The organism is Citrobacter sp. UYEF32 (genome assembly GCF_040546205.1).
Lineage (GTDB): Bacteria > Pseudomonadota > Gammaproteobacteria > Enterobacterales > Enterobacteriaceae > Phytobacter > Phytobacter diazotrophicus.
The window spans coordinates 308,211-324,526 of the sequence record NZ_JBEPNI010000006.1 but is presented as its reverse complement, the minus strand read 5'-3'; the positions used below and the strand labels follow the sequence as shown (position 1 = coordinate 324,526).

13 protein-coding genes are annotated in these 16,316 nt (G+C 49.2%); 5 read left to right on the top strand and 8 right to left on the bottom strand.

Going from position 1 to position 16,316, the window contains the following annotated elements; genetic code table 11:
- Nucleotides 1–733: 733 nt before the first annotated feature.
- A complete protein-coding gene (locus ABIB59_RS18955; protein WP_354036580.1) occupies nucleotides 734–1,681 on the bottom strand; it encodes a bifunctional helix-turn-helix transcriptional regulator/GNAT family N-acetyltransferase in 948 nt (315 codons plus the stop codon).
- A 299-nt stretch (nucleotides 1,682–1,980) separates the two neighbouring features.
- Here ABIB59_RS18955 and ABIB59_RS18950 point away from each other — a divergent pair, with 299 nt between their 5' ends.
- On the top strand, nucleotides 1,981–2,739 hold the full coding sequence (locus tag ABIB59_RS18950; protein WP_108700486.1) for a glutamine amidotransferase: 759 nt from the start codon (nucleotides 1,981–1,983) through the stop codon (nucleotides 2,737–2,739).
- 37 nt (nucleotides 2,740–2,776) lie between these two features.
- Here ABIB59_RS18950 and ABIB59_RS18945 read toward each other — a convergent pair whose 3' ends face one another.
- From ABIB59_RS18945 to ABIB59_RS18925, 5 genes are all read right to left on the bottom strand, one after another.
- Nucleotides 2,777–3,769, bottom strand: coding sequence for a fimbrial protein (locus ABIB59_RS18945; protein WP_335256603.1), 993 nt, complete (start codon nucleotides 3,767–3,769; stop codon nucleotides 2,777–2,779).
- A gap of 598 nt (nucleotides 3,770–4,367) precedes the next feature.
- On the bottom strand, nucleotides 4,368–5,342 hold the full coding sequence (locus tag ABIB59_RS18940; RefSeq protein WP_354036578.1) for a fimbrial protein: 975 nt from the start codon (nucleotides 5,340–5,342) through the stop codon (nucleotides 4,368–4,370).
- A 702-nt stretch (nucleotides 5,343–6,044) separates the two neighbouring features.
- On the bottom strand, nucleotides 6,045–7,010 hold the full coding sequence (locus ABIB59_RS18935) for a fimbrial protein (RefSeq protein ID WP_354036577.1): 966 nt from the start codon (nucleotides 7,008–7,010) through the stop codon (nucleotides 6,045–6,047).
- Nucleotides 7,011–7,712: 702 nt separating this feature from the next.
- Complete coding sequence (locus tag ABIB59_RS18930; protein ID WP_155525380.1) at nucleotides 7,713–8,699, bottom strand: fimbrial protein; 987 nt, start codon at nucleotides 8,697–8,699, stop codon at nucleotides 7,713–7,715.
- Nucleotides 8,700–8,990: 291 nt separating this feature from the next.
- On the bottom strand, nucleotides 8,991–9,887 hold the full coding sequence (locus ABIB59_RS18925; protein WP_354036575.1) for a LysR family transcriptional regulator: 897 nt from the start codon (nucleotides 9,885–9,887) through the stop codon (nucleotides 8,991–8,993).
- 144 nt (nucleotides 9,888–10,031) lie between these two features.
- Between ABIB59_RS18925 and aguB the strand changes: the two genes are divergently transcribed.
- Nucleotides 10,032–10,919 carry an N-carbamoylputrescine amidase gene (aguB, locus tag ABIB59_RS18920; RefSeq protein ID WP_039080240.1) on the top strand — a complete coding sequence of 296 codons (888 nt, stop codon included), beginning with the start codon at nucleotides 10,032–10,034 and terminating at the stop codon, nucleotides 10,917–10,919.
- Nucleotides 10,919–12,001, top strand: coding sequence for an agmatine deiminase (gene aguA, locus ABIB59_RS18915; protein WP_071195014.1), 1,083 nt, complete (start codon nucleotides 10,919–10,921; stop codon nucleotides 11,999–12,001). The genes aguB and aguA overlap by 1 nt, the downstream gene beginning before the upstream one ends.
- Before the next feature lie 101 nt (nucleotides 12,002–12,102).
- Here aguA and ABIB59_RS18910 read toward each other — a convergent pair whose 3' ends face one another.
- Both ABIB59_RS18910 and ABIB59_RS18905 read right to left on the bottom strand, forming a co-directional pair.
- Nucleotides 12,103–12,507 (bottom strand): GNAT family N-acetyltransferase, encoded by a 405-nt coding sequence (locus ABIB59_RS18910; RefSeq protein ID WP_110295427.1) that lies wholly within the window; start codon nucleotides 12,505–12,507, stop codon nucleotides 12,103–12,105.
- A gap of 82 nt (nucleotides 12,508–12,589) precedes the next feature.
- A complete protein-coding gene (locus ABIB59_RS18905; protein ID WP_071195016.1) occupies nucleotides 12,590–13,351 on the bottom strand; it encodes a sulfite exporter TauE/SafE family protein in 762 nt (253 codons plus the stop codon).
- A 156-nt stretch (nucleotides 13,352–13,507) separates the two neighbouring features.
- Here ABIB59_RS18905 and ABIB59_RS18900 point away from each other — a divergent pair, with 156 nt between their 5' ends.
- Entirely contained in the window at nucleotides 13,508–14,413 is a 906-nt protein-coding gene (locus tag ABIB59_RS18900; protein WP_107224337.1) for a LysR substrate-binding domain-containing protein, read from the top strand.
- A gap of 252 nt (nucleotides 14,414–14,665) precedes the next feature.
- The gene (locus ABIB59_RS18895) at nucleotides 14,666–16,315 is read left to right on the top strand and encodes an alpha,alpha-trehalase (protein ID WP_039080235.1); all 1,650 of its coding nucleotides are present in this window, start codon (nucleotides 14,666–14,668) and stop codon (nucleotides 16,313–16,315) included.
- The last annotated feature ends 1 nt before the right edge of the window (nucleotide 16,316 follow it).

Here is a 16,316-nt window from a genome sequence, read left to right as displayed (position 1 = left end):
AATCTAAATCGTGCTACGGTTTCATATAAAACGAATTTCATATTACAAAATGACGTTTTAAAAAAAACGTTCTGCCGTTCACAATTTTTAAGTGCGATGCCTTGTTTCTATAAAAGATAATATGCCCGTATAAATCATTTCCCGTGAATGAACATACATCGATGATATCAATATCATTTTCATCAATATGCGAACATTCTCATGAAACAGAATAGTACGGGCAGCAATATGCGCGTTCGTACACTTTTCAAGCAGAAGAGATGTTTACGCTCTGGCACAGCAAAGCAACGTCTCTATGCGGTTCTGGCAGGGAGAAACGCAACCATATGTGAGCCAGTCGCATGCTTTTACTGCGCTTTTGCGCGCGATGATACGCCGCCTGCCGGGCTATGGATTTCGGTACCGTTTTAAATGCCAGTGCATGGCGATCATCACATCAAGCAAGATATAAAAGCATTTTTATTGCCGTGAGTAACCTTATATTTCGTCGGGCAATATACTTAAATTAAATATTCGCCATGATATCCGAAACGAATACCATTCCCATCCAGGCATCCACATCTTTAAAAAGATGTCCGCATCAAGCTAATATTTACGGGTCGTCAGATTAAATATTGCCAGGTCAGGCATCGACGGTCAGAAATTCATAGAATAGTTGCCGGGTTGATAACACGTACAAAATAACGGCTGTTTATCGGGATGGGCAATTTTTCAGACACTCGCAATATTCGTTTCATATGCGCTTGCGCGTAAATTGCTGTTCCAGCATCTCACTGCCCCACTGCTCCCCCTGCCACTCTTTTGTCAGCCGGAAACCAAAGGATTCGTAGAGTCGCCGCGCCGCATCAAGCCCGCTAAAAGTCCACAGTTGTACAGCCGCGAAGTTCTGGCTGTCGCAAAAATTCATCGCCTCAGTCAGCAATCGACGGCCCACGCCACCGCCACGGCAATCGTCATCGAGGATAAACCAGCGAAGATGCGCCTCGTTGTCGCCCAGATCCTGCCCATCAATCGCGAGCGACCCCACAATCCGTCCATGATGAATGGCAAGCCAGATACGATTGCACGCAACATCCAGACGCCCGGCGAAGTCAGCCAGCCCGGCCGCCACTTTGCTTTCAAAAAAGTACCCGAAGCCATAATGGCGAGAGTAGTAGCTGGCATGCATTTCGCTGATTCGGCCAATCATGCCGGGACGATAGCCAGCAACAATCTCAATCTCATCTTGTTGTAACGGCGCTTCACCGTTCCGGCAGGCCGCCAGCGCATGTGCATAAGCTGAAAGGCCCTCGGCAACCGCGTGCTGCCGGGAAGGGGTGAGATGCGCCAGCGCCTCGATCACCCGCATACTGCCGTACTGATTAATGCGAGCGACGCTCTCTTTTCCCTGCGCGGTCAGTTGCAGCTCTTTAAAACGCGCATCATCTTTGGACGGAACTTCCTGAATTTCACCTGCGCGGACGAGCTTACCGAGCATACGACTTACGCTGGATTTCTCCAGCCCTAATATCTGTACCAGTTGTGCGGCGGTCATGGCTCCCTGGCTTTCAATCTCCAAAAGGGTATGCACCGCTGAGGGAGAATAGTCTGTGGCGGCAAGGGTGGCATTCATAAACCCGAGTTCACGGACCATAAGACGGGAGGCAATACGGATTTCGTTAATCAGACTGGCGTTTTGCATGCTTATGACCCTTCGCACCAATAGTTGTACAATACAACCATCTAAGGGCATAGCTGTCAATATGAACTGACGTACTCACCCCCGCGAGCGTAAAAAAGCTAAAAATAGCCAAAAAAAGCATAAGCCGTGCTGTGTTTGTTTTTTCACCACTAAAACAAACGAATAGCCCCGGCACGGGCCTGTAAAGCGCCCCGCTCGCCGCTTCGCCTTTACAATCCCCTTCCCGCTAAGCCCTTCACAGGCCGAATTTTTCGGCGCATAGTTGAACAAATGTTCAGCAGAGGAAGAGAGTGGTTGTAATGACAGACCGTCCGTTAATTATCCTGCAAGTAGGTTTTCCTTCAGAGTCTATTCGTGAAGTCCACGGCGATATCCCCTCCTGGTTCTGTCGTGCCATTCAGCACCCTCTTGAGAAAACAGAAGTTATCCGCGTGTTTGAAGGCGAAGCGCTTCCGCCGCCGGATGCCAACCGTGTGGCCGTGATTACCGGTTCATGGGCGATGGTGACGGACCGTCTCCCCTGGAGTGAAGCCGCTGCCGGGTGGGTACGCGAAGCCATGTCGATTGGCATGTCGCTGTTCGGTGTCTGCTACGGCCACCAGTTGATGGCACATGCGTTGGGCGGCGAAGTGGAGTGGCATCCGCAGGGGCGTGAGGTCGGCAGCCAGGCGATTCAACTTCATCCGCATGCCAGTAACGATGTGCTGCTGAGCACCTTGCCGCGTGAATTTCCCGCGCATCTGACTCATATGCAGACCGTCTCTCGCCTGCCGGAAGGGGCGCTGGCGCTGGCATCGTCCGCCCATGACCAGCACCAGATTGTCCGCTACGGACCCAACGCCATGTCGACACAATTCCACCCGGAGTTCACTCCGGAGATCGCCGCTGACATGATTCGCCAGCGCGAAACCGTGCTGACCGAAGAAGGCTTTGACCCGCTGGCACTGCTATCAGGTGTTTTGCCCTCGCCGGAAGCCACAGAATTATTGCGCCGCTTTGTACATCAGGCGTTTAATCGTGAGGCACCGCAGCAGGAAGTGCTGGCGCAGAGTGCATAACCAATAAAGAGGCACCTACGATGCCTCTTTAAATATTTTATTCATAGGTAATAACAAACTCACTTTTAGCCCTTATCGTTCCGGGATTGATACTCCCATTCTTGGTAAAATAATGGGCTTTAAATTTTAGCTTCGTATTTTGAGAAGGCCACCATTTGACTAATACTTCTTTTCCTATTTCGAGAGGCGTGTCATCAAACATGATCTGAACGCCAACATTTTCGTTCCCCGAATTCATATTTTTCAGCACATCGTTACTTGCCACGCCAGGCATTTTATCACCATTAAAGGTGATCTTCGCTTTAGAGACATTATTTATGCAATCTATATTGATGGTAAATTCCTTGTTTGCGCCCTGATAACGCCAAAGTGATCTCATTAAATCGCTACGCCTTACCTCCGGTAGTTTCACAGTACTATCATACGTTTTGACATCACAGGTAGGAACGAGGGGGACAATATCGCCATTGAAGACATAATGAAGATTCCCCATAGTAATGCCCGTTGGCACCAGACCCGTATAATGCCTCATAGTAATTGAGGCTATATTTGTTCCCTGTGGGATAGGGTCATAGGGAGTTGTACTGTTTCTTAATAATCTGACTGAAATGGGTACTGTTGGATAATCGACATATTGCACTGTCGGCCCCGGAAAAAGCTTACAATCGCCATCAACCCAGACACAAACATCCTTAGCGTTATTTCCTTCGATCCATCCTGAATTATTAATATTTACCTGTAAAGTAAACCCTCGAATGGCTAATTCAGGATTGAAGTTGACCCACCAAATTCTAACGCTGTCTTTCATTGCTTCAGTTGGTCTGCCTGTCGCTTTCAAGGAAGCCGTAGGACTCGCTGGAGAAGTGATATTCCCGAGCGTTTTAGGAAATGTTGAAGCGTTCATATACACCGTGGTTTCCGTATTCGTCCACGTAAAATCCGTCCATTCCTCTGCACCGGCATACTGACTGATTGAACCAATGAAAAGGCCGGATATGAGACAACGCATTAAGCTATTTCTTTTAATCACTCTCTCCATCCTTGAAATCACAAATAAAACAATAAAAAACCACCTCCATCAAAATAATATAAAACAGAAAGATGCAGAGAATATTGTTTAAGGAAGTTACGTAGAAGCTCACAATCTGTCAACAATCTACCGTTATTCGAAAATAAAATAAGAATATGCACACATAATTTACTAACATTAATGAGAACACGGGCGTTTTACCATTTACATGGTGAATATTTTGATTAAAACAGATAAATTTAATACAGGGATGATTTGAATTTATGGCTCCTCTGCTCAAACTCCTCAATCAACCATTGCAATACCGACTGATCATCAAATAAACGATACGCTAACAGGATTAAGTCATAAGACGGCGAGCCATTTCGCGATACAGCAGGCAGGTCAGATAACCCACAAATACGTATCTACCCGCCAGCGGTTCTGCACCAGGGCGATAAAGGTGCCGGGCCTGCAGCCAGCATCAATATGGTCCGCGCCGGGGTTGACCGCAGGGGATGGGTTTGTGATTCGGGGGGCAGGTGGTTGAAAAGGCAGGTATGCAGGCAGTGATGATAAACCACAGGGGGCATGGCAATGCCCCCTGAAAAGGAAAAGATTATTGGTAGGTAAAGGTAAATTCACTGTTAGCTTTGATGGACCCACTCTGTACGGTGCCGCCCTTATAGTAATAATAAGCGTTAAATTTCAAATTCTCGCTGTCAGCCGCTGTGCTTAGTACTTCCATATTCTCGCCAACTTTTATCGCATTGTTGTTATGCACAAGTTGAATGCCGATATTATCGTTGCCACTGAGCTTATTCACCAGAACATCTTCGCTGGTAATACCAGGCATCTTATCACCGTTAAATTTTACGCTAACCTTTGGCTTATTTTCACAGGCGAGATTGATATTAAACTCTTTGGTCACCCCGGTGTATCGTCCCGCTCCATGCCTCACTAAATCGGCACGTCTGACTTCCGGCAGTGTCACATTATTATCAAAATTTGTTATATCGCAGGTAGGGATAATAGGGGTAACAACGCCATCAAATCTAAAATATAAAGTAGCTGGAGAGGATGTCCACCCAGAAGGGTAGATGCTCGAATAATGCAATAAGGTGATAGTCGCAATATTTGTACCGGCAGGTATTGGGTCATAAGCAGCCGTACTGTTTCTTAATAACCTCACCGAAACTGGCAACGTCGACTTTGTCACGCTGGTTGAGATAGACATTATAATGCAATTTGCATCCACCCAAACGCATTTACCTACGGCAGCCGTATTTGACATCCAGGATGAATTACTTACTTTAACCTGCAGAGTGAACCCGCGAGCAGTGAGATTAGGGTTTATTGTCACAGACTTGATTTTTACTGAATCCCGGTGATCACTATTTGGCCAACCGTTGGCCAACACCGTCGCGGAAGCACTGGCTGCGGAGGTGATGTTTCCTAATGTTGCAGGAAAGGCAGACGCATTCATATACGCAGTCGCGTTGTCCTGAATAAAACTAAAACCTATAGCAACTTTAGATATTAACCCACACGCCAAAACTGGCACGATCAAAAACCAATGCATTATTTTATTCATAAAGCGCCTTAAAGCATTTAATATTCACCAGAAGAATAGATGCATTTAAATTATAAATTTAATCTATGCACCCCAACATAGCCAGAGCATTATTCGTCAATAATATTATTTTTCGATAAAGTTACCCATCCCGTACGCTAACTGTCAAGTCTTTAAACAGAGTAATTATGAAAATAAGAAATGAATCGTTGTTTTTTAAAAAAACCATTTATTCCCCAGACGTCAATGCATAGCCTTAATACATTCACAACCGAAATGAGAAAATTATAACAATCGACATATACAAACTTTTTATTTCATACATTAATCAATCCGTTCCACCTTTAGTGTGTGAATCAGCTACTGCAATACCGACTGATCATCAAATAAACGATGCGTTAACAGGATTAAGTCATAAGACGGCGAGCCATTTCGCGATACAGCAGGCAGATCAGATAACCCACAAATACGCATCTACCCGCCAGCAGTTCTGTACCAGGGCGATAAAGATGTCGGGCCCGCAGCCAGCATCAATATGGTCCGCGCCGGGGTTGACCTCAGGGGGATGGGTTTGTGATTCGGTGGTCAGGTGGTTGAGGGGCAGGAATTCAGGCAGTTCGGTATGTTACAGTGCGGTAATCGTTACGGCTCGCGCGGCGCGACAGCAGGCAGTGATGATAAACCACAGGGGGCATGGCAATGCTCCCCCTGAAAAGGAAAAGATTATTGGTAGGTAAAGGTAAATTCACTGTTAGCTTTGATGGAGCCGCTCTGTACGGTGCCGCCCTTATAGTAATAATAAGCGTTAAATTTCAAATCTTCGCTGTCAGCCGCTGTGCTTAGTACTTCCATATTCTCGCCAACTTTTATCGCATTGTTGTTATGCACAAGTTGAATGCCTATATTATCGTTGCCACTGAGTTTATTCACCAGAACATCTTCGCTGGTAATACCAGGCATCTTATCACCGTTAAATTTGACGCTAACCTTTGGCTTATTTTCACAGGCGAGATTGATATTAAACTCTTTGGTCACCCCGGTGTATCGCCCTGCGCCATGGTTTACTAAATCCGCACGCCTGACGTCCGGCAGTGTCACGTTATTATCAAAGTTTTTAACATCACAAGTGGGAATGACAGGAGTAATTTCACCACTGGTATAGAAATCAAGATATGCCACTGCCTCCCCGTTTGGCGCACTGACTGAATATTGAGTGAGCGTAACACCCGCGATATACGTACCAGAGGGAATTGCAGTATATACGTTCGAGCTATTACGCTTCAGTCTTACATAAACAGGAACTGTCGGTTCGTTATATCTATTTTGATGTTGAGAGATATTACAATCTGCCGTGTAATAAACGCAACGACCATTAGAATAAGCTGAATTCGTCCATGAGTTATTGATTCCAATTTGAACTGTGAATTCCCTGGAAGAAATACCGGAACCAACTCTTACAGATGAAATCTTCACCTTATCTTGTAACATTGAGGTAGGTATTCCGTTAACCTTTACAGAGGCTCCACCACTGGCACCAGACGTGATGTCCCCTAATGTATTTGGCACCTTCGAATTACTAAGATAAGCTGTAGCTCTATCTGTGAGAAAAACAAAAGCCAGAGCGGTTTCTGAAAAAACAAACCCAAATAAAGCAGTTATAACTAATAACCAGCAATTTCTTTTTTCCATAAACACTCCTTTTAAAAAATACATAAACCCCACAAATAATAAATCATAATAACTTCATGAGATTAATGAGTCACAAACATCATGTAAGTGAAATTTAGCAGTACAGAAATATTAATTTCGCGACAAGTTACTCACCCCAACTGGCATCGTCAAGTACTAATTCCTCACAAAAGACAAAATAGGCATAAAACCATTATTATTTGAGATGCGATAATTATAATGAATATTTTGGATGCAAATAAACAATTCACACATATATTTATTAAGTCAATGGTTTTAGAAGGTGAAAAACAATACCTGCATAATTATTTTCTTTATCAATCAATCATTCCCCCTTTCCATTCTTTTATCAGCCACTGCAATACCGACTCATCATCAAATAAACGATGCGCTAACAGGATGAAGTCATAAGACGGTGCGCCATTTCGCGATACAGCAGGCAGATCAGATAACCCACAAATACGCATCTGCCCGCCAGCAGTTCTGCACCAGGGCGATAAAGGTGTCGGGCCCGCAGCCAGCATCAATATGGTCCGCGCCGGGGTTGACCTCAGGGGGATGGGTTTGTGATTCGGTGGTCAGGTGGTTGAAGAGGCAGGTATGCAGGCAGTTCGGTATGTTACAGTGCGGTAATCGTTACGGCTCGTGCGGCGCCACAGCAGAAAGCGCCGGGGCATGATAATGCCCCAGAAAAGGAACAGGTTATTCGTAGGTAAAGGTGAACTCGGTCTGTGATTTAATGGGGCCGCTCTGTACTGCACCGCCTTTATAATAATAATAGGCGTTAAATTTCAAATTCTCGCTGTCAGCCGCCGCGCTTAGTAATTCAATATTCTCACCAATTTTCATCGCATTGCTTTTATAGAAAAGTTGAATGCCTATATTATCGTTGCCACTGAGCTTATTCACCAGAACATCTTCGCTGGCAATACCGGGCATTTTATCACCGTTAAATTTGACGGTCACCCTGGGCATATTTCCACAGGCGAGATTGATATTAAATTCTTTGGTCACCCCGGTGTATCGTCCCGCGCCCTGCCTCACCAGATCGCTACGCCTGACGTCGGGCATTATCACATTACTATCAAAGTTTGTTATATCGCAGGTGGGGATAATAGGGGTAACAGCACCGTCAAATTTAAAATATAAAGTGGCTACAGGACTCGACCGCCCCGACGGATACGCGCTTGAAAAATGCCATAAAATGACAGTCGCAATATCTGTACCGGCAGGTATTGGGTCATAAGCAGCCGTACTGTTTCTTAATAACCTCACCGATATGGCTTGCGTCGCCCTATTATTTACAGGCGTTGAGGTAGATCCATTGATGCTGCAATTGGCATCCACCCAAACACATTTTCCTACGGCAGCACTGGCCGACATCCATGATGAGTTAGCCACCTTGACCTGAAGAGTGAACCCGCGAGCAGTGAGATCAGGGTTTATTGTCACAGACTTAATTTTTGCTGAATCCTTGGAATTACTATTTGGCCAGCCACTGGCCAACACCGTCGCAGAAGCACTGGCTGCGGAGGTGATGTTTCCTAATGTCGCAGGAAAGGCAGACGCATTCATATACGCAGTCGTTGTTGCATTGTCCGGAACAAAATCAAACCCTATTGCAACCTGCGGCAATAGCCCATATAGCAAAAATGGCACAATCAGGAAGCAACGCATTGTTTTATTCATAAATTGCCTAAAGAGACCTGGCATTCACCACGGAAATTAATAATATTGAATTATTTTTACAATCTATATATGCTCGACATTTAAAGCACACCCTAACAATAATATTGCTTTCTGAGAAAGTTACCTATTCCAGACACTGTCTGTCAAGTATTTTGGCTGGGAAGATATGTAAATAAGAAATGGATTGTTATTTTAAAAAACACATTCGATGAATCAATATTAGAAATAAATACATTCACACAAATAATGCGGAATATTATAATAATTACCTCATGTAAATTTTCAGCCCGATTAATCCATCCGCACCGTCTTTAGCTCCTCAATCAACCACTGCAATGCCGACTGATAATCAAATAAACGATGCGTTAACAGGATTAAGTCATAGGACGGTGCCCCCTCGGGTAATGCCATAATCCGTAGCGGCATCATCGCGGCAAGCTCCTCCGCAATGCGATACGGCACACACATCAGATAACCCGACGCCACCGCCACTCGACCTCCCACCGCGTAACTCTGCACTACCGTCGTGAGAGGGCGATAAAGGTGCTGCGTCAGCAGCCAGCTATCAATATGGTCCGCACCAGAGCTTACCGCCGGGAGATGGATTTGCGCTTCCGTGACCAGGTGTTTGAGGGTCAATTGTTCTGGCAGATCGCTACGCTCCAGCGAGGCAATCGCCACATAATGGTCGGAAATTAGCGGGTGTTTATTAAAATACTGCGGGATGTATTGCAGGTTATCCACGCCGATAAAGGCATCCAATTGCCCGCGCTCCACCCGTTCAAACTTAATGGTTTCGGAGAGAATATCGACGGACAGACGGACATTCGGCGCAGTGTGTTTAAATTTCGCCGTCAGGGCAGGCATGTACATAAACTCGAAGTAATCCACCGCGCCAATATAGAAAGTGTGCGGATCTTTGGCCGGGTTGAAATTGCCTTTCCCCCGCGTGGCCGCCTCCAGTTTGCTCAGGGCATTTTCAATCACCGGGATCATCGACGCCGCATAAGGGGTCGGTTCCATACCATTGCGGGTACGGACAAACATCTCATCATTAAGCTGCTCGCGCAGGCGATTGAGTGCATGGCTGAATGCCGATTGCGTAATATTGGCTTTGCGCGCGGCCCGCGTGACGTTTTTTTCTTTAGCCAGAATCGGCACCAGGCGCAGCAAATTCAGATCCATCATGACTATGCACCTTGTTCATTATTTCATGCAAATAATACATTTTATGCATAACGCTGGAGATTGCTATAGTCATTGCAACGTAAAGTAAGCACGCCTGGTGTTTATAAACTGCACACTTCAACATCTGCTTTTATGGAGACGCTCATGAGAAATGTAACGGTTGCCGCTACTCAAATGGCCTGCACCTGGGAACTGGAAAAAAACGTTGCCAACGCTGAGCGTCTGGTACGTGAAGCGCACAGCAAAGGCGCGCAGGTTATCCTGATTCAGGAGCTATTCGCTGCTCCCTATTTCTGTATTGATCAGAGCCCGGAACACTATGCGCTGGCGCAAGAAGTGGCCACCAGTCCGCTGATCAAACATTTCTCTGCCCTGGCAAAAGAGCTGGAAGTTGTGCTGCCGTTAAGCCTGTTCGAAAAACACAACAACGCGTACTACAACTCGCTGGTGATGATCGATGCCGATGGCACCGTGATGGAAACCTACCGTAAAACGCATATTCCGAACGGCCCGGCTTATCAGGAAAAACAGTTCTTCATCCCAGGCGACACCGGCTTCAAAGTGTGGAATACCCGCTACGCGAAAATCGGCGTGGGCATCTGTTGGGATCAGTGGTTCCCGGAAACCGCACGCTGCCTGGCACTGAACGGCGCGGAAATCATTTTCTACCCAACGGCGATTGGTTCTGAACCCGCTTATCCGGACATCGACAGCCAGCCGCACTGGACGCGTGTTCAGCAGGGTCACGCGGCGGCAAACCTGGTGCCGGTTATCGCCTCTAACCGTATCGGTACCGAAGCGAGCAAATACATCGAAGGTCTGGAAATGACCTTCTACGGCTCATCGTTCATCGCCGATCAGACCGGTGAACTGGTCGCGCAGGCCAACAAAACTGACGAAGCCGTGCTGGTACACACCTTTGACCTGGACGCGATTGCCGCACAGCGCGCATCATGGGGCCTGTTCCGCGACCGTCGCCCGAACATGTACGGCACCATCGCCACCTCTGACGGCAGCGAAAGGAGCAAATAATGTCCGCGCTGACAACTCCACGTCAGGATGGCTTCGCCATGCCTGCAGAATGGGCACCGCATCAGGCAGTGTGGATGTGCTGGCCTTATCGTACTGACAACTGGCGCGCCAACGGTGCGCCAGCGCAAAAGGCGTTCGCCGCCGTGGCTGAGGCTATTTCCCGCAGGACGCCTGTCATTATGGCAGTGCCGCGTGCCGAAATGGAAAAAGCACGCAGCACCATGCCAGCCAGCGTGACGCTGGTTGAGATGGAAAGCGACGATGCCTGGATGCGCGACACCGGCCCAACCGTGGTGCGTAACCCGGCGGGAGAGATTCGCGCCGTAAGCTGGACGTTTAACGCGTGGGGCGGTCTTCTCGGCGGCCTTTATGAAAGCTGGGATAAAGACCAGCAAGTAGCAGGCCAGGTGGCGCAGTATCACCAGATGCCGTGCTACAACACCGGCCTGATTCTGGAAGGCGGCTCCATTCATGTGGATGGTGAAGGTACGCTGATGACCACCGCAGAGTGTCTGCTCAACCCGAACCGCAACCCGCACCTGTCGCAGGCGGAGATTGAGCAGCAGTTGCGTGAGTATCTGGGCGTTGAGACCTTTATCTGGCTGCCAGAAGGGGTATTTAACGACGAGACCGACGGTCACATCGATAACATGTGCTGTTTTGTCCGCCCCGGCGAAGTGGCGTTGCACTGGACCGATGACGAGAACGATCCGCAGTACGCCCGTTCCGTTGCGGCACTCAACGTCCTGGAAAACACCACGGATGCGCGTGGCCGCAAGCTGAAAGTCTGGAAAGTGCCATCACCACAGCCGCTGTATGCCAGCGCAGAAGAGACCTGTGACGTTGAGAAAGGGACGGCGATTGAGCGCACCGAAGGTAATCGCCTGGCGGGCTCCTACGTGAATTATCTGGTCAGCAACGACCATATTATTTACCCGCTGCTGGACCCGGCCACCGATGCGCAGGCCGAAGTGCTGTTCCGTCAGATGTTCCCGGATTTCCTGATTACCGGCATTCCGGCACGTGAAATTCTGCTCGGCGGTGGCAATATTCACTGCATTACGCAGCAGATCCCGCGTTAATTCCGTAGACCCTCACCCCAGCCCTCTCCCTAAAAGGGAGAGGGTGAAAAGCCAGCCCGCAGCCCGCATGATCGATCCCCTCTCCCTGCTCGATCGGTCCTTTACCCCCGCACCATCCGCACATACTCCACCCCTTTTTTGAAGAAGTGTTCGCCTTCGGGACGGAAACCGAATCTGTTGTAGAAGTTGACGGCCCCGATACGCGCATCCAGACACACGTCATGTACGTCGGCTGTCGCCATCTTTTCCAGCACCGACTGCAACAAAAAGCCGCCAAAGCCCTGCCCCTGATACGCTTCCAGCGTGGCGAACTTACGAATCTGGCAAACCGAGGCATCCAGCATAAAGACCGACAGGCAGCTCACCAGTTTACCGTTATGCAGCACGCCAAAATGCAGCGCATCATCGTCACCTTCCACCCGTGATGCATCGCGCGGAAGGTGCGGCCATAAAACCGGATGGCGGATATCAAGGCAGTTGTCGAGGGTCGTCGTCACGAATTCCATTATCGTCTCACGCAAATATGGCGAAAACACAGACGATAACACGCAACGATATCAGCCGATCATTCGATAACCTGATGTACCGTTAATGCAGCGTCTCCCATAACAGCTTTATCAACAGCGTTGCGGCAAGAATCAGAAAAAGACGGCGAATCCACAGGTTTCCGCCGCGTAGGGCAACTCGTACGCCCACCAGCGAACCACAAATAGCGGAAATCCCTAACGGTATCGCAATATCGTAATGAATAAGCCCATTAGGAATTAAAAAGAACAGCGTGGAAAAATTGGTGCCGAAATTCACCACCTTTGCGCAGGCTGTTGCCCGTAAAAAATCAAAATGGAAAAAACGGATAAACAAAAAGAGCAGAAAACTGCCGGTACCCGGACCGATAAAACCGTCATAAAAGCCAATCGCAAAACCTAACAGCACACCCTTCGCCAAATCACCTCGGGTGGGTTCCCGGCTGGTATCACTATGACCAAACTGCGGTTTAAACCAGGTGTACGCCAGCATGATCGCCAGCACCACAATCACTATCGGACGCATCCAGTCGGATGGCATAAAATCCAGCAATCTAATGCCCGTGTACGCGCCGATAACCGCACTTATTGCGGTCGGCAAAATCAATGACCACGGCAATCGCAGGCGCGCGGTGAATTGCTTGATAGACATCAGGTGCCCCATCACGGAGGAGCACTTGTCGATTCCCATTATTTCGGCAGGTGTGAACTGCGGCAGAGTAGAATAAAACGTCGGCATGGTAATCAGCCCGCCCCCGCCCACCGCCGCATTAATAATCCCGGCAATAAACGCCACGGGTATTAATACCAATAACTCACTGCTCATCTGTTTTCCCTGGTATCAGCGCTCAGGCCGCACGCGCGGTGCAGCCTTAAAAGAGTGGAATAGCGTTTTATTTATAATCTGGCGGCAATGGTAAGGTTGCGATGTATACCTGTCCAATATATAAATCTCTATGTATTTATATATCTGGAAATATAAATGGAATTCCGTCACCTTCGCTATTTCCTGGCCGTGGCTGAGGAGCTGCACTTTACCCGTGCCGCAGAAAAGCTCAATATCGGCCAGCCGCCATTATCACAGCAGATTCAGGCCCTTGAAGAAGAGCTGGGCGTTCTGTTATTCAATCGCACCCGACGCAAAGTCGCGTTGACAGAAGCGGGCGAGCATTTCGTGATTAAAGCCAGAGAGATGCTGCGACTCAGCAGCGACCTTCCCGCCGAGCTACGGGCCATCGCGCAGGGTAAAAGCGGCGAGTTACGTATTGGGTTTACCACCACCGGGCTGCTGGTCGATGAACTCAGTGCGCCGCTCAAAGCTTTCCGCCGTCACTATCCCGAGGTTCGGGTCACGCTCAGTGAGATGTACTCACAGCAGCAATTCACCGCTCTGCTCAATGAGGATATCGACGTGGGATACATCCGCGTCACGCCAGGAACCACCCGCGATGGCCTGAATATCCGGGTGCTCAGGCGCGACCAGCTCTGCGTCGTGCTGCCTGATGATCACCCCAAAGCCGCCTGTGAAACCCTGACCATTACTGATGTGAAAGATGAGCCTTTCATCTTTTATCCCGACACGGCCGGCGCATCCGTGCCGGATAAAGTCAGGCGTATGTGCCAGAAATCGGGCTTCACTCCCTATGTCGTCCAGGAGGCGGCGGAAGTGTTGACGCATATTGGACTTGTCGGCGCAGGCGTGGGCGTTTCCGTCTTACCCAGACCCATTGATCAGCTCAAGCCGAAGGGAGTGAAATTTATCCCGCTTGCCGAAGATGACGCAGAGTTATGCATGGCGATCGTCACCCGAGAGAGTGAAAATAACCCGCGAACGCTAAATTTTTTGCGGTTACTGACTGGCGTGAATGCGGGAAAGTTACCAGGCTAAAGGGATTGCCCTGAATATTCATAACCTGTTGCATTTTGAATGTTCTGAATTCTGTCGTTTCGCTTTCGGAGGAGCGGCAATTAAACGATTGAAATTATAAAAATTAATCAATTTCGCTCTTTTTCCACCCGCGCCTAAACGTGATCTAGCGCACGCTTTGCACCCCAAAGATCGAAGCGAATGTCTAAGCTTATAGATATGCCGGGAAACACCCGTAAACTCTTACGACGACCTCCGGAGGCCAGTATTATTATGTTCAACCAGAAACTTCACAGCGCTGAATCCGTAGAATTTGGGATCGCACAAGAACCCCGCTACGAAATCGATCCCTGCGAGTTAAAACTGGCTGAAATGATCGACGCGGAGCCGGAACCGGAAATGATCGAGGGGCTGCCCGCTTCGGACGCCCTGACCCCATCCGATCGTTATCTTGAACTGTTTGAACACGTGCAGTCATCGCGTATTTTTGCCGATAGCAAAACATTCCCGGACTGTGCGCCGAAAATGGATCCGCTCGATATTTTAATCCGCTATCGCAAAATTAAGCGCAAACCCGATTTTGACCTGCGGCTGTTTGTTCAGGCGCACTTCTGGATGCCGGAAACCTATGGCAGTGAATACGTTTCGGACCCGGAAAACTCCCTCAAAGAGCATATCGACCAGCTATGGCCGGTGCTGACGCGTGAGCCGCAGGACCATATCCCGTGGTCATCACTGCTTGCTCTGCCACAGGCCTATATCGTCCCCGGTGGGCGATTTAGCGAGACCTACTATTGGGACTCCTACTTCACTATGCTGGGGCTGGCGGAAAGTGGTCGCCACGACATGCTGAAATGTATGGCGGACAACTTCGCGTGGATGATTGAACGCTACGGTCATATCCCAAACGGTAACCGTACCTACTATCTCAGCCGTTCGCAGCCGCCGGTGTTCGCCCTGATGGTAGAACTGTTTGAAGAGGATGGCGTGCGCGGCGCGCGACGCTACCTGGACCATCTGCTGATGGAGTATGACTTCTGGATGGATGGCGCGGAGTCGCTGCTGCCGAACCAGGCCTATCGCCACGCGGTACGTATGCCTGACGGCTCCCTGCTCAACCGTTACTGGGACGACAGGGACACGCCGCGTGATGAATCCTGGCTGGAGGATGTGGAAACCGCGAAGCACTCCTCTCGCCCGGCTAACGAGGTCTACCGGGATCTCCGTGCGGGTGCGGCTTCCGGCTGGGACTATTCGTCACGCTGGCTGCGAGACGCCAATCGCCTGGCGAGTATTCGCACCACCCAGTTCATCCCCATCGACCTGAACGCCTTCCTGTTCAAACTGGAAAGCGCTATCGCCAATATTGCCGGCTTAAAAGGTGAACGGGAGCAGGAGGCGGAATTCCGTCTTAAAGCCAGCGACAGACGGGCAGCGGTCAATCGCTACTTGTGGGATGAGGAGAAAGGCTGTTATCGCGACTATGACTGGCGTCGTGGCGAAATGGCGCTCTTTTCCGCTGCCAGCCTGGTCCCGCTGTATGTCGGCATGGCTACGCATGAGCAGGCAGATAAACTGGCTGAGGCCACGCGCACGCGCCTGATGACGCCTGGCGGTATTCTGGCGACGGAGTATGAAACCGGCGAACAGTGGGATAAACCCAACGGCTGGGCGCCTTTACAGTGGATGGCGATTCAGGGCTTCAAACTGTACGGCAACGACGCGTTGGGTGACGAAATCGCCCATAACTGGCTGCGCACCGTTAACCATTTCTACCAGCGTCACCACAAGCTGATTGAGAAATACCATATCGCCAGCAGCACGCCGCGCGAAGGGGGTGGGGGTGAATATCCGCTCCAGGATGGCTTTGGCTGGACAAACGGTGTGGTTCGTCGCCTCATCGGGTTATACGGGGAGCCGTAGC